Genomic DNA, 24,674 nt, shown 5'->3' on the forward strand with positions numbered 1-24,674 from the left:
TGCGTCACGAACTGGCGCTCAGCCTGCGTGCGGCCGGTGATGTCGTGGCCAGCCTGGCGATGCTGGAAGCGATCGTGGCTGAGTCACCGGAGCACAGGCCGTCCGTGGTGGCGCGGATTGACACCCTCGGAGCGGCGGATGACGCTGTGGGGCTTGAGAAGATCTTCGACGCTGAATTGCGGCTGGGCCTTTCCTGCGCTGATCCGACCCGGCGATTGTTGTCTGCCGAACTCGTTTGCAAGGCACTACCGCACCTGTCCCCGACGACAAGACCCGCGGCCCTGCGCCTCGCGGCGCCCCTGGTGAACAGCGCGGCTGTATCCCTGCCTGCCGCGTCACTCTGGGACGTCTGTCTGGCTGCCGACGTGTCTGGCGCTGCGCGCGACTACCAAGAGGCGGCAACGGCACTCTTGCAGCACGAGAACCTAAGCCTGGATTTATGCCGAGCGATTCTGTCGCATCTGCATCGGGGGGGTGATCCTGATTGGGTCAAGTTGGGCGAGTCGTTAGGCATGAGGCTTGGCCCTGGCGATGCCTGGCTCTACCGTCTGGGCCTGATGGCCCTGACCTGTGGTGCTGAAACAGCGCTGGCCCGCCGAAAGGTCGACCGTGCTCAGGTTTCCAGCACGGCTATCACAGCGACGATCCATGGCCTCCTTCGGCAGGCAGGGCGCCTGCGTCTGGCCGAGCGATACCTGCGCCGTGCACGGCGCGCCTTACCCCTTCATGCTCCGACCCTGAACGCCCACGTATCGGCATTGATCGCCATTGGCAAGGCGAAGGAGGCTCGCGAGGTGCTTGACGAGGCCGCAGCCAGAGCCGAGATTCCCCAGGCAACCTTGCAGGCGATGCGAACCAGCTGCTTGCTGCACATCGGAGAGTTGGAAGAGGCACTTGTGGTCCACGATGGCATTGAAGTTACGGAGATTCGCAGCCGCCAACTGGGTTCAATCAATCATGCACTTTTCGGCCACGGCCATGTTGAGGTGGCCATGGTGCAATCTGCCGAAGTACGGCGTACCTTGCCGCCAAAAGCTGCAGCGCACTTTGGTGTGACCTTTAGCGGCATTCTGCTCACAGAACGCCTCGTGATGGGAGAAGACGGTGCAGCCAAAGACGTCAGGGATTCTGTGTTGGCAGCCGTGCGCTCGATCAGCTCCTGGCGAAGCCGTGGATTTCAAGAAGGCTACGGTCGTGTGCCGCATCAGATGATGCAGTACTGGAACACGCCACAACCACCTGCCGACATCGCTTCGATCATGGCGACATGGGAGGGCACCAAAGGAATTGACTATCAGCGATTTGATCGCCAATCGGCCCGCCATTTTCTCGCCAGTCGATTGGGCAAGGAGTGGGAAACAGCGTTCAGTGCAGCGAACTCGCCAGCAGAGGAGAGCGACTACTTCCGCTTGTGCTGGATCATGCTTGAAGGTGGCATGTATGTCGACGGCGACGACCGTCTAGTGGGCGACGCCTCCGCATTGATCGGTGCACATCGCGGGCTGACCGTGTATGCCGAGCCGCACGGATTCATCAGCAACAACCTTGTTCTCGCCCCACCCCATCACCCGGCCATTGTGTGGGCCGCCGCTGCCGCTCGCAGGGCGTTGGCGGAACGTCACAACGACAGCACTTGGTCAAAGACCGGTCCTGGGTTGCTGAGCAGAGCCGTCGCTTGGTACCTGTCCCGAACCCAGGCGCGCTGCGAAAAGGCAGACCTCACAATCCGTCCAAGATGGGAACTGGGGCGTGAGGTCCAAGTTCACGTCCCATTGCCCTACAAAAGCACGCGACGTTACTGGAATGCAGCCGGAAAGATTGCGGGTTCTGGTGCGGTTCTGCTGGATGTATATCGTAGAAACGTTAGGGGAAACTGAGACTTCTCCTGATCAGCTCATACCGGCAGGAGTGCTCGCACCAGTGCTGCGAAATCGGCGTCAATGTCGTCGCCAAAACGTGGGATGCCAAAGCGTGCCGCGGTGGCGGCTGGGAGTTGGCGCCGTGAGGAGACACGGGGCCGTGTCATCTCCGGGATGATCCGCTCGCAGCCATACAGATCGAGGTACTCCTGATGGTTGTCGAAGCTGCGGCGCCCGACGTAATCAACGAAGGTTTCTGTCGGTGCTCCATTGGCCAGGATTTCCTCGTGACCCTCGGTCTCAATGTGCCAGTAGGTGATCTTATCGGCCAGATCGGCCATCGGCTCAAAGGTGATGGTGGTGCCGTTCACCAGCGCCGAAGCATTGATCGCCAGATCATCAATGATCAAGGCGTGGTCACCAGTGAGGATCAGATCGGTGTGCGGCACGCCCACCGCCAGGGCACCGGCCCGCACCCGCACCGGGGCATAGCTGCGCTCCGGTGTGAATAGCTTCTGACGCGTCTGCCGGCCCATCCACCGCACCGGAACTTCGCGACCGTCGGTGGTGAGGATCAGATCACCGATGGCCAGGGTTTCGACCATCCGTTCGCCATCCGGCGTGGCAATCAAGGTGCCGGCGGCGAAGCAGATGATGATGGAAGTGTCATCGACGGCCGGCCAGGGTTGTCCCGGATCTTGCGGAATGTCTGAGAGAGTGATCCAAAGGCGACCAAAATGTTCTGCGGAAAGTCCTCCTGACGGGTCTTGCCCCCTGTAGGTGTAGGTAATCTGAAAGATATCGCCACTAATGGTGAACTCATCGCCTTCCAACAACACATTGCGATCGCCCCCGCTGACTTTGGTGACAACAGCAGGACTGGGCAGAAAAAATGCACTTCCAGTAACTTCAAGTGGTGGACTGAAAAGCTCACCAAGCCCGAAGTAGGCAAAATCAAATACACCAAGAGTCATGTTGATCCAATTTCTATTTTTTAATGTTAGGATTGATTGTTCAGACTTGTCAACCCCATCCGCGCTTCTAGCTGGCGGCCTCAAAGCGTTGCGTCGCTCTCCATCTGGCGATCGAGCTCACGCCGGCAGGAGCGCTTGCCCCGTGCCGGCCCATCCACCGCACTGCATCGGGTGTCAACGACTGAGCCGGCCACGTCCAGGACTTAAATCACGGCCTGCATCGGATGACGGCTGCCCATGGCGTTGGGGCGGCCGTGCGGTTTCAAGTGGCACCCATTGCCGCCTCGTCCTGCTGTCAGGCCAGCAGATCGTGCAGCACCACGGTTTCGTGATGGGCGCCCATCGGTTCCGCTCCGGCCAGCGCAGAACGAGTCCTCGGGATCCCCCTGGAGCCGTTGCCCGCAGCCCTTGGGCGCTGCCCCATACCGTTCCACAGTGCCAAACGACCTGCGGGATGACGGGTCTGCGGTGCCAGCCCGGCAACGCTCCGGGGCCCCGAAGCGTTGCCGGCTCACGGTAGGACGGGGCTCAGGCCCTGTTAAACGGACTCACTTCGTCTTAGAGTGATGCCTCCCGCTCCCCCGCCATGGCCATCACCGCTCCCGCCATCGACATCGGCATTCCGGCCGAGCAGCGCCAGCAGATCACCGAGGGCCTCGGACGCGTCCTGGCTGACAGCACCGTGTTGTACGCCAAGACCCACGGCTTCCACTGGAACGTCACCGGGCCGATGTTCAATACGCTCCATCTGATGTTCATGGACCAGTACACCGAGCTCTGGACCGCCCTCGACCTGATCGCCGAGCGCATCCGCGCCCTCGGCTTCCCCGCCCCCTACGGCGGCTCCATCTATGCCGGTCTTTCTTCGGTCCCCGAGGCCGAAGGGGTGCCCGCCGCCCTGGCCATGGTGCGCGAGCTGGTGGAGGGTCACGAGGCCGTGGCCCGCACGATCCGCTCGGTGTTCACCATTGCCGATGGGGCCAACGACCAGCCCACCGCCGACCTGCTCACCCAACGGCTCCAGATCCATGAGAAGACCGCCTGGATGCTGCGGAGCCTGCTCGAGGCGTGAGCTCTGCGCCGGTCCAGGCCCGGAGGCGGACTGGAAGGGGTCGGTAGATTGGGGGATCAGCGCCAGGCCCGATGTCCGCACCGTCCGCCCCGCGGGGCCATGCCGCGAAGTTCGTCTTTGTCACCGGCGGGGTGGTCTCCAGCATCGGCAAGGGCATCGTGGCCGCCAGCCTCGGGCGGCTGCTGAAATCGCGCGGCTACAGCGTCTCGATCCTGAAGCTGGATCCCTACCTGAACGTGGATCCGGGCACGATGAGCCCCTACCAGCACGGTGAGGTGTTCGTCACCGAGGACGGCGCCGAGACCGACCTGGACCTGGGCCATTACGAGCGCTTCACCGACACGGCCATGTCGCGCCTCAACAGCGTGACCACCGGCTCGATTTACCAGGCGGTGATCAACAAGGAGCGCCGCGGCGACTACAACGGCGGCACCGTCCAGGTGATCCCCCATATCACCGGCGAGATCCGCGAGCGCATCCACCGGGTGGCGGCCAACAGCGGCGCCGACGTGGTGATCACCGAGATCGGCGGCACGGTGGGCGACATCGAATCGCTGCCGTTCCTGGAGGCGATCCGCGAATTCCGCGGCGACGTCGGCCGCCAAGACCTGGCGTATGTGCACGTCACCCTGCTGCCGTTCATCGGCACCTCCGGCGAACTCAAGACCAAGCCCACCCAGCATTCGGTGAAGGAGCTGCGCTCGATCGGCATCCAGCCCGACGTGCTCGTCTGCCGCAGCGACCGGCCGATCAGCACCGACCTCAAGGCCAAGATCGGCGGCTTCTGCGGTGTGCCGGCCGGCGCCGTGATCCAGGCCCTCGATGCCGACAGCATCTACGCGGTGCCCCTGGCGATGGAGAGCGAGGGCCTTTGCCGCCAGGTGCTCGATGTCCTTTCCCTGGTCGACCACGACAGCGACATGGCCCGCTGGGCCGACCTGGTGGAGAAGCTGCGCCACCCCGGCCCTGCCGTGAAGGTGGCCCTGGTGGGCAAGTACGTGCAGCTCAACGACGCCTACCTCTCGGTGGTGGAGGCCCTGCGCCACGCCTGCCTGGAGCGGGATGCCTCCCTCGATCTCCACTGGGTCTGCGCCGAGCAGATCGAGAGCCAGGGCGCCGACGCCCTGCTGCACGGTATGGATGCGGTGGTGGTGCCAGGCGGCTTCGGCCACCGCGGTGTCGACGGCAAGGTGGCGTCCATCCGCTGGGCCCGCGAGCAGCGGGTGCCGTTCCTGGGGCTCTGCCTCGGCATGCAGTGCGCCGTGATCGAGTGGGCCCGGCACCAGGCCGGCCTGGAGGGGGCCACCAGCGCCGAGCTCGACCGCGCCACCCCGCACCCCGTCATCCACCTGCTGCCCGAACAGCAGGACGTGGTGGATCTGGGCGGCACGATGCGGCTGGGCGTCTACCCCTGCCGGCTGACCGCGGGCACCATGGCCCAGCGCCTCTACGGCGAGGAGGTGGTCTACGAGCGCCATCGGCACCGCTACGAGTTCAACAACGCCTACCGCTCCCTGTTCCTGGAATCGGGCTACGAGATCAGTGGCACCTCCCCCGACGGCCGCCTGGTGGAGCTGATCGAGCTGAAGGACCATCCCTTCTTCACCGCCTGCCAGTTCCACCCGGAGTTCCTGTCCCGCCCCGGCAAGCCCCATCCCCTCTTCCGGGGCCTGATCGAGGCGGCCCAGCAGCGGCGTGGTGAGGTGGCCTCCCGCAACGGCCAGCAGGCCCAGGCCGCTGCCGCTCCCCCGGCGATGACCGTGCAGGCCTGACGCCGGCAGGGAAGTAGCCCGCCAGCCAACGGCTGACCCAGCTTGCTGGCTCGCGCGTGAACTGGGTTGTCAGCGCCCCTGGGCTGATGAAAACGACCCTCGACCTGCCGGACCACCTCGTGCGCCAGGCCAAGCAACGGGCCCTTCAGCAGGGGCGCACCCTCAAGGAGTTCGTGGCTGAGTTCATCCGTCAGGGCCTCCATGGCGGCACGACGGTGTCTGTGCCCTCCGTCAGCGATGGGGTGATGGTTGATTCGGCCGGGCTGCCGGTGTTCCGCTGTGAGCCAGCCAGCGGCCGGCCGCGAATCGATCTGGCCACGGCCCTGCAACTGGAGCAGCAGGGACTCGCGTTGGAGGACCTCCGTCGTGCCGGCCTCTCTTCTTGATGTGAATGTGTGGGTGGCGGCGGCCTTCGCCGCCCATCCAGCCCATCACAGCGCCCAGACGGTGCTGCTTCGGGCCACGCCCGCGGCTCCGGCCCTGATCTGCCGAGCCACCCAGCAGAGCTTTCTGCGGCTGGTCTCCACCCCGGCGATCTTCACGGCCTACCAAGCCGCGGCGATCACGAATCAAGATGCGCTGGCTGCATTGGTGGCCATTCAGGCCCTGCCCAAGGTGGACCTGGTGGACGAGTCGATCGGGATGGAGGGGCTCTGGTGGCGTTTGGCTGGTCTCGCCGTGGCCGCACCGAAACGCTGGATGGAGGCCTACCTGGCGGCCTTCGCCATCAGCACTTCCACCCGGATGGTCACATTGGATCAGGATTTTCGCCAGTTCCTCGGGGCGGGGCTGAATCTGGAACTCCTGCAGGCCGATCGTCATGGCGGCGGTTGAGAGGCCCCCCCGGTGGCAGGCTGAAGGGATCTTCCGGCTTGATCCCGCCCTGCCCGTCCCTGCCCCAGCCCTGCCGGCGCTGCCTGTGGTGGAAACCTTTCACTCCCTGCAGGGGGAGGGTGTCCATGCCGGCCGCAGCGCCTTCTTCATCCGCCTGGCGGGCTGTGATGTGGGCTGCCCCTGGTGCGACACCAAGCACTCCTGGCCGGAGGCGGCCCATCCGCGGCGTCCCCTGGGCGACCTGGTGGCCGAGGCCACCGCTGCCGCCGCCGCTGGTGCGGCCTTTGTGGTGATCACCGGCGGCGAGCCCCTGCAGCAGCCCCTCGACGCCCTCTGCGCCGCCCTGGCTCCAGTGGGTCTGCCGCTGCATCTCGAAACCAGCGGCGTGGGCCCTTTCAGTGGCTGCTTCGACTGGATCACCCTCTCGCCGAAACGCCATCGGCCCCCGGTGGAGGTCCTGCTCCGCCATTGCCACGAACTCAAGGTCGTCGTGCATGAGCCGGCTGACCTTGGCTTCGCCGACGCCATGGCCCGCGCCGCCAGCCTGATCCGGAGAGGCAGCGGCTCGGAAGCGCCTGTGCTGCTGCTGCAGCCCGGCTGGCAGAGCGCCGAGGGCCAGAGTCTGGCGATTGATTATGTGCAGTCCCATCCGGCTTGGCGGCTTGGCCTGCAGCTCCACAAGGGGCTGGGGGTGCGCTGAAGCCTCAGAGGGCCTGGGCCGGCTGCTGCACCTTCTCGGCTTTCCACAGCCGCCAGCGCAGCTGCAGATCCTTGGGGGTGTACACGACGATCGGCCGGCTGGCGTCGTAGGGCACCACGAAGGGCCTGCTGCCCATGGGCACGAACACACTGCGCTTGGCCTGGCCGGGGGGGCAGGCCATCAGGGTGGTCACCATGGGGCCCACATCGCTCACGGTGTAGACGCTGACGCCGAGATCCTTCAGCTTGCTGGCGCGGAAGCGGCCGCGGAAGGCCTGCTGGTTGCAGTCGGCCTTCACTTCCCGGCCGGGGATCAGTTGCACCCGCCAGTCGCTCGGGTGGGGGGAGAGGCGCGGATCGGTGCCGGGCGGCAGCACGCCGGGCAACTGGATCACCCAGCGGGTCTGGCCGGCGGCCGCCGGTGGGTAGGCCTTGAGATCCAGCTGGGGGATGGCCATGGCCGGAGCCCCCCACCCCGCGAGCAGGGACGGCAGGGTGACGATGACGCTGGCGGTGGCCGCCGTGAGGCGGGCGCGGCGCAGGGCGTGGGCCATGGGGATCCTCATGGAATCACGATGGCATCTTCCGCCCCCTCCGGCCGCTTCCACAATGGGGGCATCTTGCGCCCACCGGCCCCATCACGCCCCCCCCACCCACGCCCCCCTCTGCCACGCCCCTCGCCGTCGCCCTGCTCTCGGGCGGTCTCGATTCGGCCACCGCCGCCGCCCTGGCGATCGAGGCGGGCCACAGGGTGATCGGCCTTTCCTTCGATTACGGCCAGCGCCACCGGCGCGAGCTCGCCGCCGCCGCCACGGTGGCCGCCGCCCTGGCCCTCGAGGAACACCACGTGATCGCCGTGAACCTGGCGGCCTGGGGCGGCTCGGCCCTCACCGATCCGGCCATCCCCGTGCCTGAGGAGGGGGTGAGCGACGGGGTGATCCCCAGCACCTACGTGCCCGGCCGCAACACGGTCTTCATCGCCCTGGGGCTCAGCCTGGCCGAAGCCCGTGGTGCCGGCCGCCTGGTGCTCGGGGTCAATGCGGTGGATTACTCCGGCTATCCCGATTGCCGCCCCGATTACCTGGCCGCCTTCCAGAGCCTGGCCGACCTGGCCAGCAAGGCGGGGCGCCAGGGCCATGGGGCCCGCCTCTGGGCGCCGCTGGTGGCCTGGGACAAGACCACCATCGTGCGCGAAGCGCTGCGACTGGGGGTGCCGATCGCGGCCACCTGGAGCTGCTACAGCGGGGCAGACCTCCCCTGCGGCCGCTGCGACAGCTGCCGCATCCGCGATGCCGCCCTGGTCGCTGCCGGCCGGACCGACCTGGCCAGCGCTGCCATCCGCGCTGGAGCCGGCCGTTGAAGAGCGTGCCGCTTCCTTGGCTGGAGCCCCGCTCCCTGGCCCGGGTGCTGGCGGTGAACTTCGGCCAGGACGGGCTGGTGCTGCTCGATGGCGACGGCAGCCGCCTCGGCCGCCGCGGCGTGCTCGGGGTGGATCCGGTGGCCCGGGTGGTCTGCCGGGGCCTTCCGGGCACCCCAGGGGCGGGCGATCCCTTCGCTGCCCTGGCGGACCTGGAGCGCCAGGGGGGGCCGTGGCTGGGCTGGCTCGGCTACGAGGCCGGGGCCTGGGTGGAGCCCGCTGACCACTGGCAGCTCTCCGACATGGCCAGCCTGTGGGCGGCCCGCCATGACCCCCTGATCCACTTTGATCGGGGCGAGCAGCGGCTCTGGCTCGAGGGCCGCGACCCCGCCCGGTTGGCGGCCATGGTCCGCCTGCTGGAGGATCCCGCCACGGTCGCGGCGGTGGCCTTGGCGGTGGCCGCGGCAGAGGCCGAAGCCGGAGAGCGCCCGGCCGACGGGGCCGGCATCGCGCGCGGTGACTGGCATTGGCACACCTCCCCGGAGGACTACGCCGGGAAGGTACGGATCCTGCGCGACTGGATCGCCGCCGGTGATCTGTTTCAGGCCAACCTCACGGCCTGCTGTGAGAGCCTGCGGCCGCAGCAGGCCGATCCCCTGACGCTCTACAGCCGCCTGGTCCGGCACGGGCCGGCCCCCTTCGCGGGCCTGGCGATCGCCGGGGAGGAGGCGGTGATCTCGGCCTCCCCTGAGCGCTTCCTGCGCCTGCACCCGGATGGGCGGGTGGAGACGCGGCCGATCAAGGGCACCCGGCCGCGCCATGGCGACCCCGAGGCCGATGCCGCCAGTGCCGCCGCCCTGATCTGCGACCCCAAGGACCGGGCCGAGAACGTGATGATCGTCGACCTGCTGCGCAACGACCTGGGCCGGGTCTGCGTGCCCGGGTCGGTGCACGTGCCCCAGCTGCTGGGGCTGGAGAGCTACGCCCATGTGCACCACCTCACCTCGGTGGTGATGGGCCAGCTCGCCGCCGGCCGGGGCCTGGTGGACCTGCTGCGGGCCTGCTGGCCGGGGGGGTCGATCACCGGTGCTCCCAAGGTGCGCGCCTGCCGGCGCCTCAACCAGCTCGAGCCGGTGCCGCGGGGCCCCTATTGCGGCTCCCTGTTTCACCTCGGGGCCGATGGCGGCTTCGACAGCAGCATCCTCATCCGCACCCTGTTGCAGAAGGGTCGTCGCCTGCGGCTGCATGCCGGCGGCGGCATCGTCGCCGATTCCGACCCGGCGGGGGAGGCCCGGGAGATGGGCTGGAAGATCGAACCGCTGTTGGAGGCCCTGGCATGAGCGGCGGCGGCCCCACTGGCCCGGACCCCAGGGCCATCGCCTGGATCGATGCGCCGGCGCCGGACGGAACCTGGGGCGACCCGGACCAGCTCAGCCTGCCCCTGAACGACCGGGGCCTGCTGCTGGCCGATGGCCTGTTTGAAACGGTGCTGATCCAGGCCGGGTGCCCCCGGCTGCTGGCGGAGCACCTGGGGCGTTGGCAGGCCGCCGCCGCCAGCCTGGGCCTGGCGGCTCCCCCCGGCGCCGACCGGGTGCTGCCCCTGCTCTCGGAGGCCGTGGCCCGCAGCGGCCTTTGCGGCGATGGCGCCCTGCGTCTCAACTGGAGCCGGGGGAGTGGCGGCGGCCAGAGGGGCCTCGCCCTGCCGGGGCCGGGCGAACCCCAGGGGCGGCATCGCTTCTGGTTGCAGCTGAGCCCCTGGACGCGCGCCAGCACGCCGCTGGCGGTGATCGTCAGCCGCCTGGAGCGGCGCAACTCAGGCAGCCTGGTCAGCCGCTGCAAAACCTTCGCCTACGCCGGCGCCATCCAGGCCCTGCGCGAGGCCAGGGCCGCCGGCGCCGACGACGCCCTGCTGCTCGGGGGCGGCGGTGATCTCTGCTGCGGCACCAGCGCCAACCTCCTGGTGCGGCGGGGGGCTGGGTGGATCACACCGCCCCTGGCCAGCGGCTGCCTGCCGGGGGTGATGCGGGGCCGAGCCCTGGCTCTGGGGTTGGCGTGCGAGGGCCGCTTGGTCCTCGCGGACCTGCTGGCCAGCGAGGGGGCCCTGCTGATCAACAGCCTGGGCTGCCGGCCGATCCGCCGCTGCGAGGGCCGTGATCTGCCCCTGCCGAGCGGGGCCGAGGACCTGTGGGAGCAGTTGCTGGCGTCGTCATAGGTTGGCCGGCGAGCCGATCGATCACCTTGTCCAACGCTGTGGGGGGCCTGGGGTCCCGGAAGCACCTGGCGGGATGGCTGGCCTGTCTGGGCGTGGCCCTGGCCGCCGGTTGCGGTTCCACCTCCAGGGAGGTGGCCGCCCAGAACGCCAAACCGGGCGACCTGTTGGTAAGCGTGGATGGAAGCCAGGTGGAGCTCGTCAGAGCCTTCACGCCAGGGATCGCCAATGGCCTGCACAAGGGCGTTGTGAAGATCACAACAGAGGCCGATGGGGCCAAAGGCAAGATGTATGAAGTCACGGCGATCTGCAGTGTCAAGGGAGAGCCGGGCTGGCAAACCTATGACAACATCTATGGAGATCCGATCAGCGATCTCAACGCCAAAAGAACATACCCAGTTAAGGACCGCTGGCAGTTCCTGTTTCATTTTGATGGTCGAACGGAAAAGACTGGAACGCTTGAACCCAGTGGCTGGGTCTCACGACTGAAAGACAATCTGTGCCGCAAAGGCGATTTTGATGACACCTGATTGTCCTGACGGCCAATCAACCTGAATCCCTCCTCAAGCCTGATAATGATTCCTAATTCGATCCCCTAGGCAGGTCCTGGGTCGCTGATATTCGGTAGCAACAGGCACTTTAGAGCCGCAGGTCATCCTTTTGGATGGAGAGGACACTGCGCCTCGGTTTCTCGATGCCAAAAACACTCTTCTCCGTCGATCTCACCAAGCCGATGGATCAGCAGGACATGCCCGGTCACAACCGTTGGCATCCCGAAATCCCGGCTGTGGCCTCGGTGAATCCTGGTGACGTGTTCCGGATCGAATGCAAGGACTGGACCGATGGCCAGATCAAGAACAACGACGACCCCAAAGACATCGAAGATGTCAATCTGGAGGTTGTCCACGTCCTGAGTGGACCGATCTGGGTCAACGGGGCCCAGCCCGGAGACATTCTTGTGGTCGACATTCTTGATGTCGGTGCCCTGCAGGGGGACGAATGGGGTTTCACAGGCATCTTTGCCAAGGAGAACGGTGGTGGCTTCCTCACCGATCACTATCCCAAGGCCGCCAAGGCGATCTGGGATCTGGAAGGCATCTACACCTCCTCCCGCCACATTCCTGGCGTGCGCTTCGCCGGCATCACCCACCCGGGTCTGATCGGTTGCGCCCCTTCCCAGGAGTTGCTCAATGAGTGGAACCGTCGCGAGACGGAACTGGTGCAGACCGCCCCCGATCGCCGCACCTACGGCGCCGGCCTCTCGGGCAGTGAGCCTGTGCTGGCGGCCCTTCCCAACCCCAACAGCGCCATCCTCGGCACCCTCCCCTCCAGTGAGTTTCAGCGGGTGGCCAACGAAGCGGCCCGTACCGTGCCGCCCCGGGAACACGGCGGCAACTGCGACATCAAGAACCTCACCAAGGGCACGCGGATTTACTTCCCCGTCTATGTCGAAGGCGCCAAGCTCTCGATGGGTGATATCCACTTCTCCCAGGGGGATGGGGAGATCTCCTTCTGCGGCGCCATCGAGATGTCTGGCTATCTTGATCTCCATGTGGAGATCATCAAAGGTGGCATGGCGAAGTATGGGATGGTCAACCCCATGTTCAAAACCAGCCCGGTGGAACCCCACTACAGCGACTACCTGGTCTTTGAAGGCATCTCCGTTGATGAATTCGAAGGCAAGCAGTACTACATGGATGTGCACATCGCCTACCGTCGTGCCTGCCTCAACGCCATCGAGTACCTCAAGAAGTTCGGCTACACCGGCGAACAGGCCTACCTGCTGCTGAGTTGTGCGCCGGTGGAAGGCAGGATCAGCGGCATTGTTGACATCCCCAACGCCTGCTGCACCCTGGCCATTCCCACCTCGATCTTCGATCAGGACATCCTGCCCTGTTGATCAGTCACCGGGAATCGGGGCCTGAGTGTCAGGCCCCTTTTCTTTTGTGACACCGTTTGCTCCCCATCCCTCTTCCCATTTGCTCGATGCCTGTCTACGAATACAGCTGCAGCAATGGCTGCGAGAACTACGAAGTCTGGCGCAGCATTGATGAGCGCCAAAAGGAGACCAACTGCCCGACCTGCACCGCGGAAGGCGTCCGGGTCTTCACGCCTGTGATGTCGCTCAGTGGCCCCCTCAGGCTGAAGCAGGAACAATCCGGACCGCGCCTGGTGCGCAAGGAAACCAAGGAAGTGGCCGGCAAGCAGCGGCTGAAAGAAAGCGGCACCCGTCCCTGGATGCTCAATCGCGGCTGCTGAGGCCCGAGGCCCCCGGCCTCAGACCGTCAGGAATTCCTTGATCACGTCATCGGAGAGCTTGTCGGTCTGGCCACTGGAGACGATGCCGCCGCGCTGCATGGCGTAATAGAAGTCGGATTGGCGCACAAAGTGCAAGTGCTGCTCCACCAGCAACACGCTGATGCCGGTTTCCTTCATGATCCGCTGCACGGCATGCTCGATGTCGAGGATGATGGAGGGTTGAATCCCTTCTGTGGGTTCATCCAGGAGCAACAGCTTGGGCTTGCCCAGCAGGGCGCGGGCGATGGCCAGCTGTTGCTGTTGACCGCCACTGAGGTCGCCCCCTTTGCGCTTGAGGAACTTCTCGAGGATCGGGAACAGATCGAAGATCAGCGGATCGATGTGGCGGTTCTTTTCAAGGCCCCCAGGCAAGGCCTCCATGCCGAGCAGCAGATTTTCCTTGACAGTCACCTGGGGAATGATGTCGCGGCCCTGGGACACGTAGCCGATTCCTGAGCGGGCCCGCTTGTAGGGCGGCTGGTTGGTGAGCTGGCCATCCTGGTAATGGATCGTCCCCGAGCGCTGCTGGAGCAGGCCGATGACGGTCTTGAGGAAGGTGGTTTTGCCGACGCCGTTACGGCCGATCAGGCAGACCATCTTGCCTTCGTCGATGGAAAGATCGACGTTGCGGAGAATATGGCTCTCTCCGTAATAGACATTCAGGTCGGAGACCTGGAGCAGGGGTTGGGAGCTGGTGGGGGACATGGGGTCGGTGGGTGATGGTCAAGAAGCGATTACTGTTCGGGCGGCCCCAGGTAGACCTCGATCACCCGTGGGTCGGATTTCACCTTCTCCAGTGGCCCTTCCGTGAGCACCTGACCCTGGTGCAACACGGTGACGTCGAAACCCAGGTCGCGGATGAACTCCATGTCGTGTTCGATCACCACCACGGTGTGGTCGCCGGCCAGGGACTTGATCAGCTCGGCCGTGCGCAGGGTTTCCTCGTCGGTGAGGCCAGCGACGGGTTCATCCAGAAGCAGCACTTCGGGGGCCTGGGCCACGAGAGAGGCGATCGCCAGCCACTGCTTCTGGCCGTGGGAGAGGGAGCCGGCCTTGACGGTGGCGAAGGGCGTCAGACCCACGTAATTCATGATCCGATGCACTTCATCCTTCGACGACTGGGGCAGGCCGGAGCCCAGCAGGCTGATGGCATTCTTGACAGGCGAAGCGGATAACTCCAGGTTTCGCAGCACGGTGAGATTTTCAAACACCCGAGGCGTCTGAAACTTGCGGCCGATTCCCCCGCGAGAGATCTTCTGCTCGGAGACGCCAAGCAGAGACTTCCCCTTGAAGGACACCGTTCCTTTGGTGGGCCGCACCTTGCCTGTGATCACATCCAGAAAGGTGGTCTTGCCAGCACCGTTGGGGCCGATGATGGACTTCAACTCACCCTTGTAGAGCTTCAGACTGAGGTCTGTAAGGGCATAGAAGCCGTCGAAACTCACGCTGACGTCATTGAGCTCGAGGAGAGGTTCTGACATGGACATCGGAAAGGTGCGAAATCGAAACAGTAGTCACAGCAGAAAAGCCAGGAGGAGTTCCCTGGAGGACTAATCCACGGGAATGGCCTCCTTGTCCAGCTGGGGGTAAGTATTGGACTTTTTGGCGATGCCGAAGGCGGCCAGGAAGGTACGGAAGCCACCTTTGGTGATCCAGCCGTAGATGCCATCCGGCATCAGAACCACCACGAAGATGAACAGGGCCCCCTGCACAAATAGCCAGGCCTCAGGCAGGGCCTCACTCACCAGGCTGCGCAGGTAGTTCACCAGGGTGGCTCCGATGATCGGGCCCACCAGGGTGCCCCGCCCGCCCACGGCGACCCAGATCACCATCTCGATAGAGAAGGAGATCGACATGTACTGGGGCGAGACGATGCCAGTCTGGACTGTATAGAGAGCTCCGGAGATCCCGCACAGGGCCCCTGCCACCAGAAAGACGATGGTTTTGAAGGGAACGGGGTTGAATCCGGCGAAGCGCAGCCGGCTTTCGTCATCCCGGATGGCAATCAGAGCATCACCGAAGCGACCGCTGGTGAAGTAGCGACAGACCAGGAAGGCCAGGGGTAGCAGAAGCACCGTGAGGCGGTAAAACCACACCTGCATGTCGGGCGAACCCACCAGTTGGCCGAACAGCTCGGTCGTGCTGGTTTTTAGACCGTTGGTGCCGTCGAAGAGTTTCTGCTGACCGTTGAAAAAGTGAAAGAAGACCATCAGCGCCGCCTGGGTGATGATCGAGAAATACACCCCCTTGATGCGATTTCTGAAGATCAACCAACCCACCACACCCGCCACGACGGCAGGAATCACCCAGATGGCGATCAGGGTGAAGACAGGCGACCAGAAGGGCTGCCAGAAGAAAGGAAGCTGGGCAACACCGTAGTTCTCAAAGAACTTGGGGATGCCATTGCCCCCCGCCAGGCTCTTGGTGTTGAGCATCAGGTTCATGGCCACCGCGTAGCCCCCCAGTGCAAAGAAGATCCCCTGTCCCAGGCTCAGCAGACCGGTGTAGCCCCAGATCAGGTCGATCGCCAGGGCCGTGATCGAGAGCGCGAAATAGCGGCCGAAGAGGTTGAGACGGAAGTCGTCGAGCGCCGCCGGAAGGATGAACAGGGCGATCGCCAGCAGAATCCAGGGGACGAGTCTTTGGAAAAGTTTCACAGGTAGGGCCTCCTGGTGGGGAGATGGAACGGGAATCTGCAGAGGGTTGGAGGGAGTGGGTCAGGCATCGACCGAGCGACCCTTCTGGGGGAACATGCCGTTGGGGCGGAACTGAAGGAACACGATGATGAAGATGAACACCAGCACCAGCGACATGCTTGTGGTGGCGAAGAACTCGATCACGCCCTTGGCCGCCAATGGCATGTCCGGGAAGATCGTCAGCAAGGTGCCGGAACCGATCACCGACTGGATGATGCCCAGCAGCAGGGAGGCCAGCACCGTGCCCAGCAGATTGCCCACTCCGCCGAGAACGATCACCATGAAGCAGGACACGATGTAGGCCGCCCCAAGGTTCGGGCCTACGGACCCCAGCAGGGTGATGGCACAACCGGCCACCCCGGCCAGTCCGGATCCGATGCCGAAGGTGATGCTGTCAACGCGGTCGGTGGGAATGCCGAGGCAGTTGCTCATCTGGCGGTTCTGGGTGACAGCCCGGATGCGCAGCCCCCAGACGCTTTTGTTGAGAAACCAATAGGTGGCCAGCAGCAACAGGGCCGACAGGAGAATGATGAAGATGCGCAGACCAGGAAGCTCGATGCCGCCGATCGCTCCCCAGCTTCCCTGCAGCCACTTGGGCGCGGTGACATCAATGTTGCGGGGGCCGAACCAGGCCTTGGACAGCGGCCGAATCTGATCGAGCAGGTTAACGGCGATCAGGCCAATGCCGATGGAGATGGCCCAAGCGAGTCCGTTGAGATAGGTGAAGAAGGGCTTCTCTGAGAACTTGGCCCGGAGTACCTTGGATAGGAGAAAACCAACCACGACGCCGACGATGATGCCGAGCATCATCGCGGTTGAGACACTCCGTATCAGCTGGATGAGAATCAGGCTGACCCCCCACGTGGCCAACAGTGTTTCAAGGGGGCGGCCGTAGAGCTGCCTGATCAACGTTCTCTCCAGTAGGACCCCGATCAGTGCCGTCACAATGAAGGCCAGAACCAGTGAGACCGGAAAATACAGTTCGAAAATCACACCACCCATGGGCTTGAAGGCCGACTGCACCACATAGGTCACGTAGGCCCCGAGCATCATGAACTCCCCGTGGGCGAGATTGATGACGCCCATCAAGCCGAAAACGATGGCCAGGCCTGTGGCTGCAAGCAGCAGCACAGAACCGATGCTCAGACCATCGAGTATCTGAGAAAAGAAAAGTTCCAACGGAATGATTGTTGAACGTTAGATCGAACGTTGCCTTGGCAGCGCTCGATCGGGTCGAACGTGGTGGTGCGATGAACCGGAAAGTGGTGGTTCCCGAAGGAACCACCTGTTTTTCATGCAATCACGGATTTTCCGTGATCACATCTTGAACTTGCCGGCGTCAGGACGGTCCTGGGTCCAGTCGCAGGTGAATCCCTTGGTCTCAGGAACGAACTGGTTCCAGGGGATCGGGGGGATGGCCTTGACGCTGTCGTAGAGAATCTTGAATTGGCCGGAGTTCTCAGCCTCGCCGATGAGGACCCGCTCGGAGGTGTGGTGGTTGGGGAACATCTTGATTTCGCCCTGGGGAGCGGCGAAGGTGATCCCGATCATGTCAGTGCGGACCTTGTCGAGATCTTCGAAGGTTCCGGCCTTCTCGACGGCGTTCTTCCAGAGGTAAACCATGTTGTACGCGGATTCGGCCGGGTCACCCGTGACCCGATCGGCGCCATACATGGCCTGGAAGTCGGCGGTGAACTTCTTGGAGGCCGGGGTGTCCAGGCTCATGAAGAAGTTCCAGGCGGCATAGGTGCCGGTGGTGTACTCCGGTCCGATCTGACGAATCTCTTCTTCCGCGATGGAGAAGGACATGATCGGATACTTGGCCGGGTCGATACCCGAAGCCTTGAACTGCTTGAACAGGGCGACGTTGGAGTCCCCGTTCAGGGTGTTGATGATGATCCCACCATCCGGGAATGCCTTCTTGATCTTGGCGATGATCGGAGCCACCTCGGTGTTGCCGAGAGGGATGTAATCCTCGCCGACGGTCTCACCGCCGAGGGCTTTCATCTGCTCCTTGATGATGGTGTTGGCTGTACGTGGATACACGTAGTCGGAACCGACCAGATAGACCTTCTTGCCCAGCTTGTCGCCGAACTTGTCCATCAGCCACTGCACCGCAGGCTCGGCCTGCTGGTTCGGAACAGCACCGGTGTAGAAGATGTTCCTGGAGCACTCCTGACCCTCGTACTGAATCGGGTAGAAGAGCATGTGGTTCTTCGACTCGAAGACCGGCAGCATCGCTTTGCGGCTGGCCGAGGTCCAGCCGCCGAAGACCACGGCAACCTTGTCGGAGTCGATCAGCTTCTGGGCTTTTTCGGCAAACGTGGGCCAGTCGGAGGCGCCGTCTTCGATGACAGGGACGATCTTGTACGACTTGTCGCCGACTTTGACACCGCCGGCATCATTGATCTCCTTGATCGCCATTTCCTCGACTTCTTTCAAAGTCGTTTCGGAAATGGCCATGGTGCCACTGAGGGAATGAAGGATGCCAACCTTCACTTCACCATCAAAATCGCCGCCTGCCCCGGACTCGCCGCCACAGGAGACGAGGGTGACGCTCACAGCAGTTACGGCGAGAGCAGCTGTCAGTCGCCTTGAAAGATGCAGAGACATTGAAGCCTGTTCAAGATGAATTGTAGTCGCCGTAACCGACGGCAAAAGGAAAGGTAAAGAAGGACGCGATTACCCCCGGTATCCAATGAGACAGAAACTGACCGAGGGCCTGCCGGAGTGAGGATTTGCACGTGCTTTTCCTGTCGATAGGTAGCCTTGCCTATAGCTCTGGTGATGAAAGGGTGAGAATCGCCGTTCTGAACTTTGTGGACCGGGGGGTGGGGGTCAGGAAGTGGCGGTTGCGGGCAGCTGCCGCAGCAGGAAGCTTTCGACACGATCCAGCCCTTCGCCGCTGCGCAGATTCGTGAAGCACCAGGGGCGACCACCGCGCATGCGTTCGGTGTCTGCTTGCATCACCGAGAGGCTGGCGCCCACCATGGGAGCCAGGTCGATCTTGTTGATCACGAGCAGGTCGGAGCGGGTGATGCCAGGCCCTCCCTTGCGAGGGATCTTGTCGCCGGCGGCCACGTCGATCACGTAGATGCAGAGATCCACCAGCTCCGGGCTGAAGCTGGCCGCCAGGTTGTCGCCACCGCTTTCCACCAGCACCAGATCCAGGTCCGGGAAGGCCTCCTCCAACTCCTGCACCGCGGCCCGATTGATCGAACAGTCCTCACGGATGGCGGTGTGGGGGCAGCCCCCGGTCTCGACCCCCCGGATCCGCTCGGGGGCCAGGGAGCCGGCCTTGGTCAGAAACTGGGCATCCTCCTGGGTGTAGATGTCGTTCGTGACGACGGCGAGCTGCAACCGTTCCCGCAGGCGGCGGCAGAGGGCATCCACCAGGGCCGTCTTTCCCGATCCCACCGGCCCTGCGACCCCGACCCTCAGCTTGCTGCCCATCGCCCCATCCCAGGATGGGTGCCATCCTGGCGCCAGCGCCGATGGCCGCGGTGAGTGATGAACCGATCCCCAGGCTGATCCGCCGCTTTGAGCGTCTGGATGGGCGCCTCGTCGCCACGGTGACGGGGACTGGTGTTGTGGTCTGCCTTGGCTTCATTGAGCTGCTGCGCAGTCCGCTGCAACAGCTGTCCAGGCTCACGGTCGAGTTGCTGGCGGTGCGGACGCTGCTTTTCTTGGGCCCATTGCTGGTCAGCCTGCTGCTGTTGCTTCGGGACGGTCCGCGGCTGCTGGGGGAACGGCGTTCCCCCGGCTCCTGGGGGCCCGAGCTGCTGGCCAGTGGGCTGCTGAGCATCGTGCTGCTGCTCTATTACATGGCCGCTGTGATCCTCACGGCCAGCCTCACCCTCAACCAGGGCGATGTGGTGGCGGAAGTGGGCTTCCTGGTTGGCCAGCTGGAGCCGGCCCGCTTCGCCGCCACCCTGGCCAGGGCGGGCCTCTATGGCGCGATCACCGCCGCCATCTGCCTGCAGCAGGGGAGGCGCTCTTCGGCCGGCGCCATGGCGATGGCCTCCCGCCTGTCCCGCTCATTCCTGCTGGGCCTGGGGATGCTGTTCTGCATTGACCTGCTCTGGACGATCGTCGTCGATCCCCTGCGGCTGGGAGGGAGCTGACCTTGACACCGACCGCAGCGCAGCGCCGTCCTGGCCTCCAGAGCCTGGTTTTCCTGGCGGGGGCGGTGGGATTGCTGGGGCTGTTCGTGGTGGGCATCGCCCGCTCCAACAGTTGGTTGGCGCCAAGCGTGCGGCTGCAGTTCCGCACCCTCGATGCCGCCGGCCTGCAGACGGGCATGGCGGTGCGGATCTCGGGGTTCGCCGTGGGCCAGGTGCGCCGCATCCTGCTTCAGCCTGATGCCCAGGTGCTGGTGGAACTGGAGCTGCGGGATCCTTACCGCTCCATGGTGGGGCGCCGCAGCCGGGCGGAGCTGGCCCAGGTCGGGCTGCTGGGCGACAGCTACATCGCCATCACGCCCGATCCGGCGGCGGTGGGTCAGCCGCCGATCGGCGATGGCGAGACGCTCGTGTTCACCAGTCGTCCGGATCTCGAGGACCTGCTCGCTGAGGTTGCCAGCAGCCGCATCCCCCTCCAGCGGGCCCTCAGCAGCGGCCTCAACCTGGCGGAGACTCGCCTGCCCCGCAGCCTCGATCAGCTGGACCAGACCCTGGCTGCCACCCGTCGTCTGGCGACGCGGCTGGAGGCCGACACCCAGCGCAGCAGCAGCGAGCTGAACCGCACCCTGGGAGCCACCCGCGCCCTGGCGGAACGCCTGGAGAGCCGCGCCGACGGCACTGCCGCTGATCTTTCGGCCCTGATCCGGCGCCTGGAGAGCACCGAAACCCAGACGCGGCCGCTGCTGCTCCAGACCCTGCGGGAGCTGACCACCATGGCCGCCGCCACCAACCGCCTCGTGAAGACCCTCAACGAGAGCTGGCTGTTCAAGCTGATTGAGCAGCCTGGGGATCTGTTGCGCGACCACTTGCGCTGAGCCGTTCACCCCACCAGCCGGTTGGCCTGGCGCAGCAGCTCGGGCGGGAAGGTCACCCCGATGGCCCGGGCCGTACGGCGATTCAGCAGCAGGAGCTTCTCTGTCACCGGTTCGAAGGGCAGATCGGCCGGCGAGCGGCCGCGCAACACCTTGACCGCCAGATCCCCGGCCAGGGCCCCATCGGCTTCCGGATCCCAGCCCACCACCCCCAGGCAACCCGGTGTGGCGATGTCGGAGGGATCAACGGAATAGACCGGCAGGCGGTGGCGCAGACCCGCCGCCGCCAGGGCGGGGAAGCCGACGCTCGTGGCGTAGTCGCCCACCCGCACCAGGGCCCCCACCCGCCGGGTGGCCAGGGCGTCAGCCGCACGGGTCACCTCCCCCGGTCCGGACACCGGCTCGATCTCGACCGCGATCGACCGCTGGCTGGCTTCCCGGCGCAGCAGCTCCGCTTCGAAGCTGGCATTGGCCTCGGAGGGGTTGAACAGGAGCCCGACGCTGGACAGGCCGGGGCTGATCCGGCGGGCGAGGTCGAGCTGCTCGGCGAGGGGACTGGTGCTCACGGTGCCCACCACGTTGGGCCGATGGTTGGTGTAGCTGGTGCCGGCCCCCGCCCCCCAGGGATTGGAGCAGTACATGAACACGACCGGCACCCGGGCGGGGGCGACGGCCAGGATCGCCGTCAGGGGCGGGGTGCCGATGGCCACCAGCATGTCGACCCCGTCTTCCAGCAGCGCGATCACCTGGGCGCGGCTGGTGGCCATGCTGCCCTCGGCGAAGCGGTTCAGCAGGGTCAGGCTGGCCGGCGGCCGGAAACCGCCCCCGGCCAGGGCCCGCACGAACCCGCGGCGGGCGGCCTCGGGGGCCGCACCCCGGACGTACTGCAGCAGCCCGAGGCGGGGCGGGCCCGGAGGCCGTGAGCGGCGGGCGCATCCGGCAGCCAGCAAGGCCCCGCCCGCCGCGCCACCGCCCAGCAGGAGCAGGGCCCGCCGCCGGCTGGTCTTGCCTGCACTGGCCATCAGCTGCGGAACAACCGCGAGTAGAGCTCCCCATGGCCAAGCTGGGCCAGGCCCGCTCCCACGCCCCCGTTCCAGAGGGTCTCGGGGTCGGCGTCCACGAGTTCCCCAGCCCGCGAGGCGATGGCGGCCGCCAGGGCCAGCTGCAACCGCTGGGATTCGGTGGGGCCCAGGGGCACCAGTCGCACGGCGGCGCTGAGCTGGGTGGCGATCCAGCCGTAGAGGTAGGCCTCCACCACCTCCTGGGGGGCGATCTCCAGGGCCAGCCCCGCCCAGGCCCAGGCGGCTGGCCAGGCCAGCCGCGGCGTGCGTCCATGCGGCAGGGGCAGGCCCAGGTCCGCCAGCAGCTGCAGCAGGGAGCGGCCCATCTGGCGTTGCTGGGCCCTCACCTCGGCCGCCTCCCGCTGGGCCAGCAGCCAGCCGTCCAGTTCCAGCAGCTCCTGCCAGGCAGGCCCGTCCGGTGCCTCACGCCAGCGGGCCAGGGCGTCCATCAACCGGCCCAGGCTGGCCGCCTCGATCGTCAGGGCGCCGCGGTCCAGCTCCGCCTCCAGCCAGCGGCGCACGCTGGCGGCGTCCCGCAGCTGGCCCGTCTGAACCAGCACCTCCAGGCCCTCGGAATAGCTGAAGGCCCCCACCGGCAGGGCCGGGCTGACGAGTTGGAAGAGGCGCAGCCGGTTGAGGCTCATGGCTGCGGCGCCGGAATCCCGGCGGCGTGGGTGTGGTCATGCCCATGGTCGTGGGCGCCGCCATAGGCGCCGGCCTCCGGCAGGAAGGGCTCCAGCCGCCGCTCCAGATGCAGGTCCGCCAGCTGGCGCAGCAGATCCGCCAGCACTGGATCGTCCAGGAGCCGGAGGCCGTCCTGCCCCACCTGAAGGGCCACGTGGCGATTGCCGAGGTGATAAGCGGCCCGCAGCAGGGCCAGGGGATGGCCTGAGCGCACCAGCAGCAGGGGCTCGGCGGCGGCCTCCACCTGCACCCTGGGCGTGCCGTCGGGGCCTGAGAGCCATTCGCCCGGTTCCAGGGCCGCGCCTCGGGGCAGCTGCAGCAGCAGGTCATGGCCGCAACGGCTGCGGCGATGGCCCCGCAGCCGGGTGCGTTCATCGGCGCTCAGTTCGAGCTGCAGTGGCGCGGCGGCGGCATCGCCCCTGGCGACCTGGCCCGGAGCCACCCGGCCGGTGAGCAGCAGTGGCTCCGGTTCCCTCTCGGCCATGGGCTGGGACGTCGCGGCGTTTCACCCCCAGAGTGTGCCCGTTCGAGTCGGGATCCGCAGGCCCATGGGCAACACAGCCAGCGACTGGTGCGGCACCGCCACTCTTCGGTTTGCCCGGGGGCCCCAGGGCACGCGACACCAGGGGAGTACCACCTCGCCGCTCAAGGTGCAGCGCTCCTTCCAGCAGGCCGATGGCCGCTGCGAGCTGCCGATCCTGCACACGGCGGGTGGCCTGGTGGGCGGCGACCGACTCAGCATCGCCGCCACCCTGAAGGCCGGCAGCCGGGCCCTGCTCACGAGCGTGGCGGCCCAGAAGGTGTATGGCTCGATCGGTCGCTCGCGTCGGGCGCCGGCCGGCAGCTGGGTCAGCCAGGACCTGGCGTTCGCCGTGGAGGCGGGAGCCGACCTGGAGTGGTTGCCCCAGGAGCTGGTGCTGTATGCGGGGGGGTTGTTCGAGCAGCGCACCCGGGTGACGTTGGCCCCGGGGGCCGGCTGGCTGGGGGGTGAGGTGGTGCGCCTGGGCCGGACGGCGGCTGGGGAGGACCTGGGAGAGGGGCGCTGGCGTTCCCTGCTGGAGATCCGCCGTCTTGGGGCGACCGCCGCCGAAGCTGACCGCTGGGAGCTGGTGGATCGGATCGAGCTGGGGGGCTCCAGCTTGAAGGGCTCCCACGGCATGGACGGCGTGCCGGTGTTCGGGTCGCTGGTGTGGGCCGCGCCCGAGCCGTTGGCTGGCGAGGCCATGGTTCAGCTGCTGGAGGACTGCCGCAGGGATCGCCAGGGGCTGAGCGGGAGCATGGCCTGCGGAGCCCTCGACCAGGGCCTGGTGGCCCGCTATCGGGGCGCCTCAAGCGGCGATGCCCGTTGCTGGTTCACCCGGGTGTGGGCACGGCTGCGCGCTGTCCAGGGGCTGGGCGCCCCCCAGATCCCGCGGGTGTGGCCCTTCCAGGAGCAGCCGCTGGGCTGAGACCGGAGAAAGGTGCGGCAGGAACCTTGGCCGTTCCCGTCCCTGACAGGATGAACCGGTTGCCGCCGGGCCCATGCACCTGACCCCTCAGGAGAAAGACAAGCTCCTGATCGTCACCGCCGCCTTGTTGGCCGAACGCCGAATGAACAGGGGGCTGCAGCTCAACTACCCCGAAGCCGTGGCCTGGCTGAGTTTCCAGGTGCTGGAAGGTGCCCGGGACGGCCGTTCGGTGGCCGAGCTGATGCGGGACGGCACCACCTGGCTGACCCGGGAGCAGGTGATGGAGGGTGTGCCCGAGCTGATCGTTGAAGTTCAGATCGAGGCGATGTTTCCCGACGGCACCAAGCTCGTCACCCTCCATGCACCGATCCGCTGACCCCACCCCACCCCCACCCCACCATGGCCCCCCTGATCCCCGGCGAGCTGATCCCCGAACCGGGGACCCTTGTGCTCAACGCCGGTCGCCCCGTCACCAGCCTTTCGGTGTCCAACAGCGGCGACCGCCCTGTGCAGGTGGGCTCCCACTTCCATTTCCATGAGGCCAACGACGCCCTCCACTTCGATCGCGAGGCGGCCCGGGGCCTGCGGCTCGACATCCCGGCCGGTACCGCCATTCGCTTTGAGCCCGGCGACACCCGCCAGGTGGATCTGGTGCCCTACGTCGGCGAGCGACGTGTGTTCGGCTTCAACGGTCTGGTCAACGGCCCCCTCGACTGAA

General features: G+C 65.9%; 28 protein-coding genes. 17 read left to right on the top strand and 11 right to left on the bottom strand.

The features are described 5' to 3' along the window. The coding region (locus tag KBY95_RS13515) for a hypothetical protein (RefSeq protein WP_254965663.1) at positions 1-1,877 on the top strand (1,877 nt) is incomplete at its 5' end. Between the two features lie 17 nt (positions 1,878-1,894). Here KBY95_RS13515 and KBY95_RS13520 read toward each other — a convergent pair. Continuing rightward, the gene (locus KBY95_RS13520) at positions 1,895-2,833 is read right to left on the bottom strand and encodes a Hint domain-containing protein (protein ID WP_254965664.1); all 939 of its coding nucleotides are present in this window, start codon (positions 2,831-2,833) and stop codon (positions 1,895-1,897) included. Between the two features lie 586 nt (positions 2,834-3,419). Between KBY95_RS13520 and KBY95_RS13525 the strand changes: the two genes are divergently transcribed. The 5 genes from KBY95_RS13525 to KBY95_RS13545 all read left to right on the top strand — a co-directional run bounded on the left by KBY95_RS13525 (position 3,420) and on the right by KBY95_RS13545 (position 7,211). Beyond that, positions 3,420-3,905, top strand: a complete 486-nt coding sequence (locus KBY95_RS13525; protein ID WP_254965665.1) for a Dps family protein — start codon at positions 3,420-3,422, stop codon at positions 3,903-3,905. Between the two features lie 71 nt (positions 3,906-3,976). Then, on the top strand, positions 3,977-5,677 hold the full coding sequence (locus KBY95_RS13530; RefSeq protein WP_254965666.1) for a CTP synthase: 1,701 nt from the start codon (positions 3,977-3,979) through the stop codon (positions 5,675-5,677). An 86-nt stretch (positions 5,678-5,763) separates the two neighbouring features. Beyond that, the gene (locus KBY95_RS13535) at positions 5,764-6,063 is read left to right on the top strand and encodes a hypothetical protein (protein ID WP_254965667.1); all 300 of its coding nucleotides are present in this window, start codon (positions 5,764-5,766) and stop codon (positions 6,061-6,063) included. Continuing rightward, positions 6,044-6,511, top strand: a complete 468-nt coding sequence (locus KBY95_RS13540; protein WP_254965668.1) for a TA system VapC family ribonuclease toxin — start codon at positions 6,044-6,046, stop codon at positions 6,509-6,511. The genes KBY95_RS13535 and KBY95_RS13540 overlap by 20 nt, the downstream gene beginning before the upstream one ends. Continuing rightward, a complete protein-coding gene (locus tag KBY95_RS13545; RefSeq protein WP_254965669.1) occupies positions 6,498-7,211 on the top strand; it encodes a 7-carboxy-7-deazaguanine synthase QueE in 714 nt (237 codons plus the stop codon). Before KBY95_RS13540 ends, KBY95_RS13545 begins: the two co-directional genes overlap by 14 nt. Positions 7,212-7,215: 4 nt before the next feature. Here the strand turns inward: KBY95_RS13545 and KBY95_RS13550 are convergent, their stop codons facing one another. After that, on the bottom strand, positions 7,216-7,776 hold the full coding sequence (locus KBY95_RS13550; protein ID WP_254965670.1) for an ecotin family protein: 561 nt from the start codon (positions 7,774-7,776) through the stop codon (positions 7,216-7,218). Positions 7,777-7,847: 71 nt separating this feature from the next. Between KBY95_RS13550 and queC the strand changes: the two genes are divergently transcribed. From queC to KBY95_RS13580, 6 genes are all read left to right on the top strand, one after another. Beyond that, complete coding sequence (gene queC, locus KBY95_RS13555) at positions 7,848-8,570, top strand: 7-cyano-7-deazaguanine synthase QueC (RefSeq protein ID WP_254965727.1); 723 nt, start codon at positions 7,848-7,850, stop codon at positions 8,568-8,570. Beyond that, positions 8,567-9,907: an anthranilate synthase component I family protein gene (locus KBY95_RS13560; RefSeq protein ID WP_254965671.1), complete on the top strand. Its 1,341-nt coding sequence runs from the start codon at positions 8,567-8,569 to the stop codon at positions 9,905-9,907. The genes queC and KBY95_RS13560 overlap by 4 nt, the downstream gene beginning before the upstream one ends. Beyond that, positions 9,904-10,779 (top strand): aminotransferase class IV, encoded by an 876-nt coding sequence (locus KBY95_RS13565; RefSeq protein WP_254965672.1) that lies wholly within the window; start codon positions 9,904-9,906, stop codon positions 10,777-10,779. Before KBY95_RS13560 ends, KBY95_RS13565 begins: the two co-directional genes overlap by 4 nt. Before the next feature lie 92 nt (positions 10,780-10,871). Then, positions 10,872-11,306, top strand: a complete 435-nt coding sequence (locus KBY95_RS13570; protein WP_254965673.1) for a hypothetical protein — start codon at positions 10,872-10,874, stop codon at positions 11,304-11,306. A gap of 164 nt (positions 11,307-11,470) precedes the next feature. Then, positions 11,471-12,676, top strand: coding sequence for a formamidase (gene fmdA / locus KBY95_RS13575; protein WP_254965674.1), 1,206 nt, complete (start codon positions 11,471-11,473; stop codon positions 12,674-12,676). An 86-nt stretch (positions 12,677-12,762) separates the two neighbouring features. After that, positions 12,763-13,035: an FmdB family zinc ribbon protein gene (locus KBY95_RS13580; protein ID WP_254965675.1), complete on the top strand. Its 273-nt coding sequence runs from the start codon at positions 12,763-12,765 to the stop codon at positions 13,033-13,035. An 18-nt stretch (positions 13,036-13,053) separates the two neighbouring features. Here KBY95_RS13580 and urtE read toward each other — a convergent pair whose 3' ends face one another. The 6 genes from urtE to ureG all read right to left on the bottom strand — a co-directional run bounded on the left by urtE (position 13,054) and on the right by ureG (position 19,223). Next, entirely contained in the window at positions 13,054-13,779 is a 726-nt protein-coding gene (gene urtE / locus KBY95_RS13585) for an urea ABC transporter ATP-binding subunit UrtE (protein WP_254965676.1), read from the bottom strand. 29 nt (positions 13,780-13,808) lie between these two features. After that, entirely contained in the window at positions 13,809-14,555 is a 747-nt protein-coding gene (urtD, locus tag KBY95_RS13590) for an urea ABC transporter ATP-binding protein UrtD (protein WP_254965677.1), read from the bottom strand. 69 nt (positions 14,556-14,624) lie between these two features. Further along, a complete protein-coding gene (urtC, locus tag KBY95_RS13595) occupies positions 14,625-15,731 on the bottom strand; it encodes an urea ABC transporter permease subunit UrtC (protein WP_254965679.1) in 1,107 nt (368 codons plus the stop codon). A 60-nt stretch (positions 15,732-15,791) separates the two neighbouring features. Then, positions 15,792-16,949, bottom strand: a complete 1,158-nt coding sequence (locus KBY95_RS13600; RefSeq protein ID WP_254965681.1) for an urea ABC transporter permease subunit UrtB — start codon at positions 16,947-16,949, stop codon at positions 15,792-15,794. A gap of 138 nt (positions 16,950-17,087) precedes the next feature. Then, positions 17,088-18,383, bottom strand: coding sequence for an urea ABC transporter substrate-binding protein (gene urtA / locus KBY95_RS13605; protein WP_254965682.1), 1,296 nt, complete (start codon positions 18,381-18,383; stop codon positions 17,088-17,090). A 225-nt stretch (positions 18,384-18,608) separates the two neighbouring features. Further along, positions 18,609-19,223, bottom strand: a complete 615-nt coding sequence (ureG, locus tag KBY95_RS13610; RefSeq protein ID WP_254965683.1) for an urease accessory protein UreG — start codon at positions 19,221-19,223, stop codon at positions 18,609-18,611. Positions 19,224-19,237: 14 nt separating this feature from the next. Here ureG and KBY95_RS13615 point away from each other — a divergent pair, with 14 nt between their 5' ends. Both KBY95_RS13615 and KBY95_RS13620 read left to right on the top strand, forming a co-directional pair. Next, a complete protein-coding gene (locus KBY95_RS13615; RefSeq protein WP_254965684.1) occupies positions 19,238-19,894 on the top strand; it encodes a hypothetical protein in 657 nt (218 codons plus the stop codon). Between the two features lie 2 nt (positions 19,895-19,896). After that, the gene (locus tag KBY95_RS13620; protein WP_254965685.1) at positions 19,897-20,766 is read left to right on the top strand and encodes an MlaD family protein; all 870 of its coding nucleotides are present in this window, start codon (positions 19,897-19,899) and stop codon (positions 20,764-20,766) included. A gap of 5 nt (positions 20,767-20,771) precedes the next feature. Here the strand turns inward: KBY95_RS13620 and KBY95_RS13625 are convergent, their stop codons facing one another. The 3 genes from KBY95_RS13625 to KBY95_RS13635 are packed head-to-tail and all read right to left on the bottom strand — an operon-like array spanning position 20,772 to position 22,992. After that, positions 20,772-21,785: an ABC transporter substrate-binding protein gene (locus KBY95_RS13625; protein WP_254965686.1), complete on the bottom strand. Its 1,014-nt coding sequence runs from the start codon at positions 21,783-21,785 to the stop codon at positions 20,772-20,774. Continuing rightward, positions 21,785-22,468: an urease accessory protein UreF gene (locus KBY95_RS13630; protein ID WP_254965687.1), complete on the bottom strand. Its 684-nt coding sequence runs from the start codon at positions 22,466-22,468 to the stop codon at positions 21,785-21,787. Before KBY95_RS13630 ends, KBY95_RS13625 begins: the two co-directional genes overlap by 1 nt. Continuing rightward, entirely contained in the window at positions 22,465-22,992 is a 528-nt protein-coding gene (locus tag KBY95_RS13635) for an urease accessory protein UreE (protein ID WP_254965688.1), read from the bottom strand. Before KBY95_RS13635 ends, KBY95_RS13630 begins: the two co-directional genes overlap by 4 nt. A 64-nt stretch (positions 22,993-23,056) precedes the next feature. On the opposite strand from KBY95_RS13635, the gene KBY95_RS13640 reads away from it, so the two are divergent. The 3 genes from KBY95_RS13640 to KBY95_RS13650 all read left to right on the top strand — a co-directional run bounded on the left by KBY95_RS13640 (position 23,057) and on the right by KBY95_RS13650 (position 24,673). Continuing rightward, complete coding sequence (locus tag KBY95_RS13640; RefSeq protein ID WP_254965689.1) at positions 23,057-23,956, top strand: urease accessory protein UreD; 900 nt, start codon at positions 23,057-23,059, stop codon at positions 23,954-23,956. Between the two features lie 73 nt (positions 23,957-24,029). Continuing rightward, on the top strand, positions 24,030-24,332 hold the full coding sequence (locus KBY95_RS13645) for an urease subunit gamma (protein ID WP_254965690.1): 303 nt from the start codon (positions 24,030-24,032) through the stop codon (positions 24,330-24,332). A gap of 23 nt (positions 24,333-24,355) precedes the next feature. Beyond that, positions 24,356-24,673 carry an urease subunit beta gene (locus tag KBY95_RS13650; protein WP_254965692.1) on the top strand — a complete coding sequence of 106 codons (318 nt, stop codon included), beginning with the start codon at positions 24,356-24,358 and terminating at the stop codon, positions 24,671-24,673. Position 24,674: the final 1 nt, after the last annotated feature.

This window comes from Cyanobium sp. Aljojuca 7A6 (assembly GCF_024346455.1).
Classification (GTDB): Bacteria; Cyanobacteriota; Cyanobacteriia; order PCC-6307; family Cyanobiaceae; genus Cyanobium.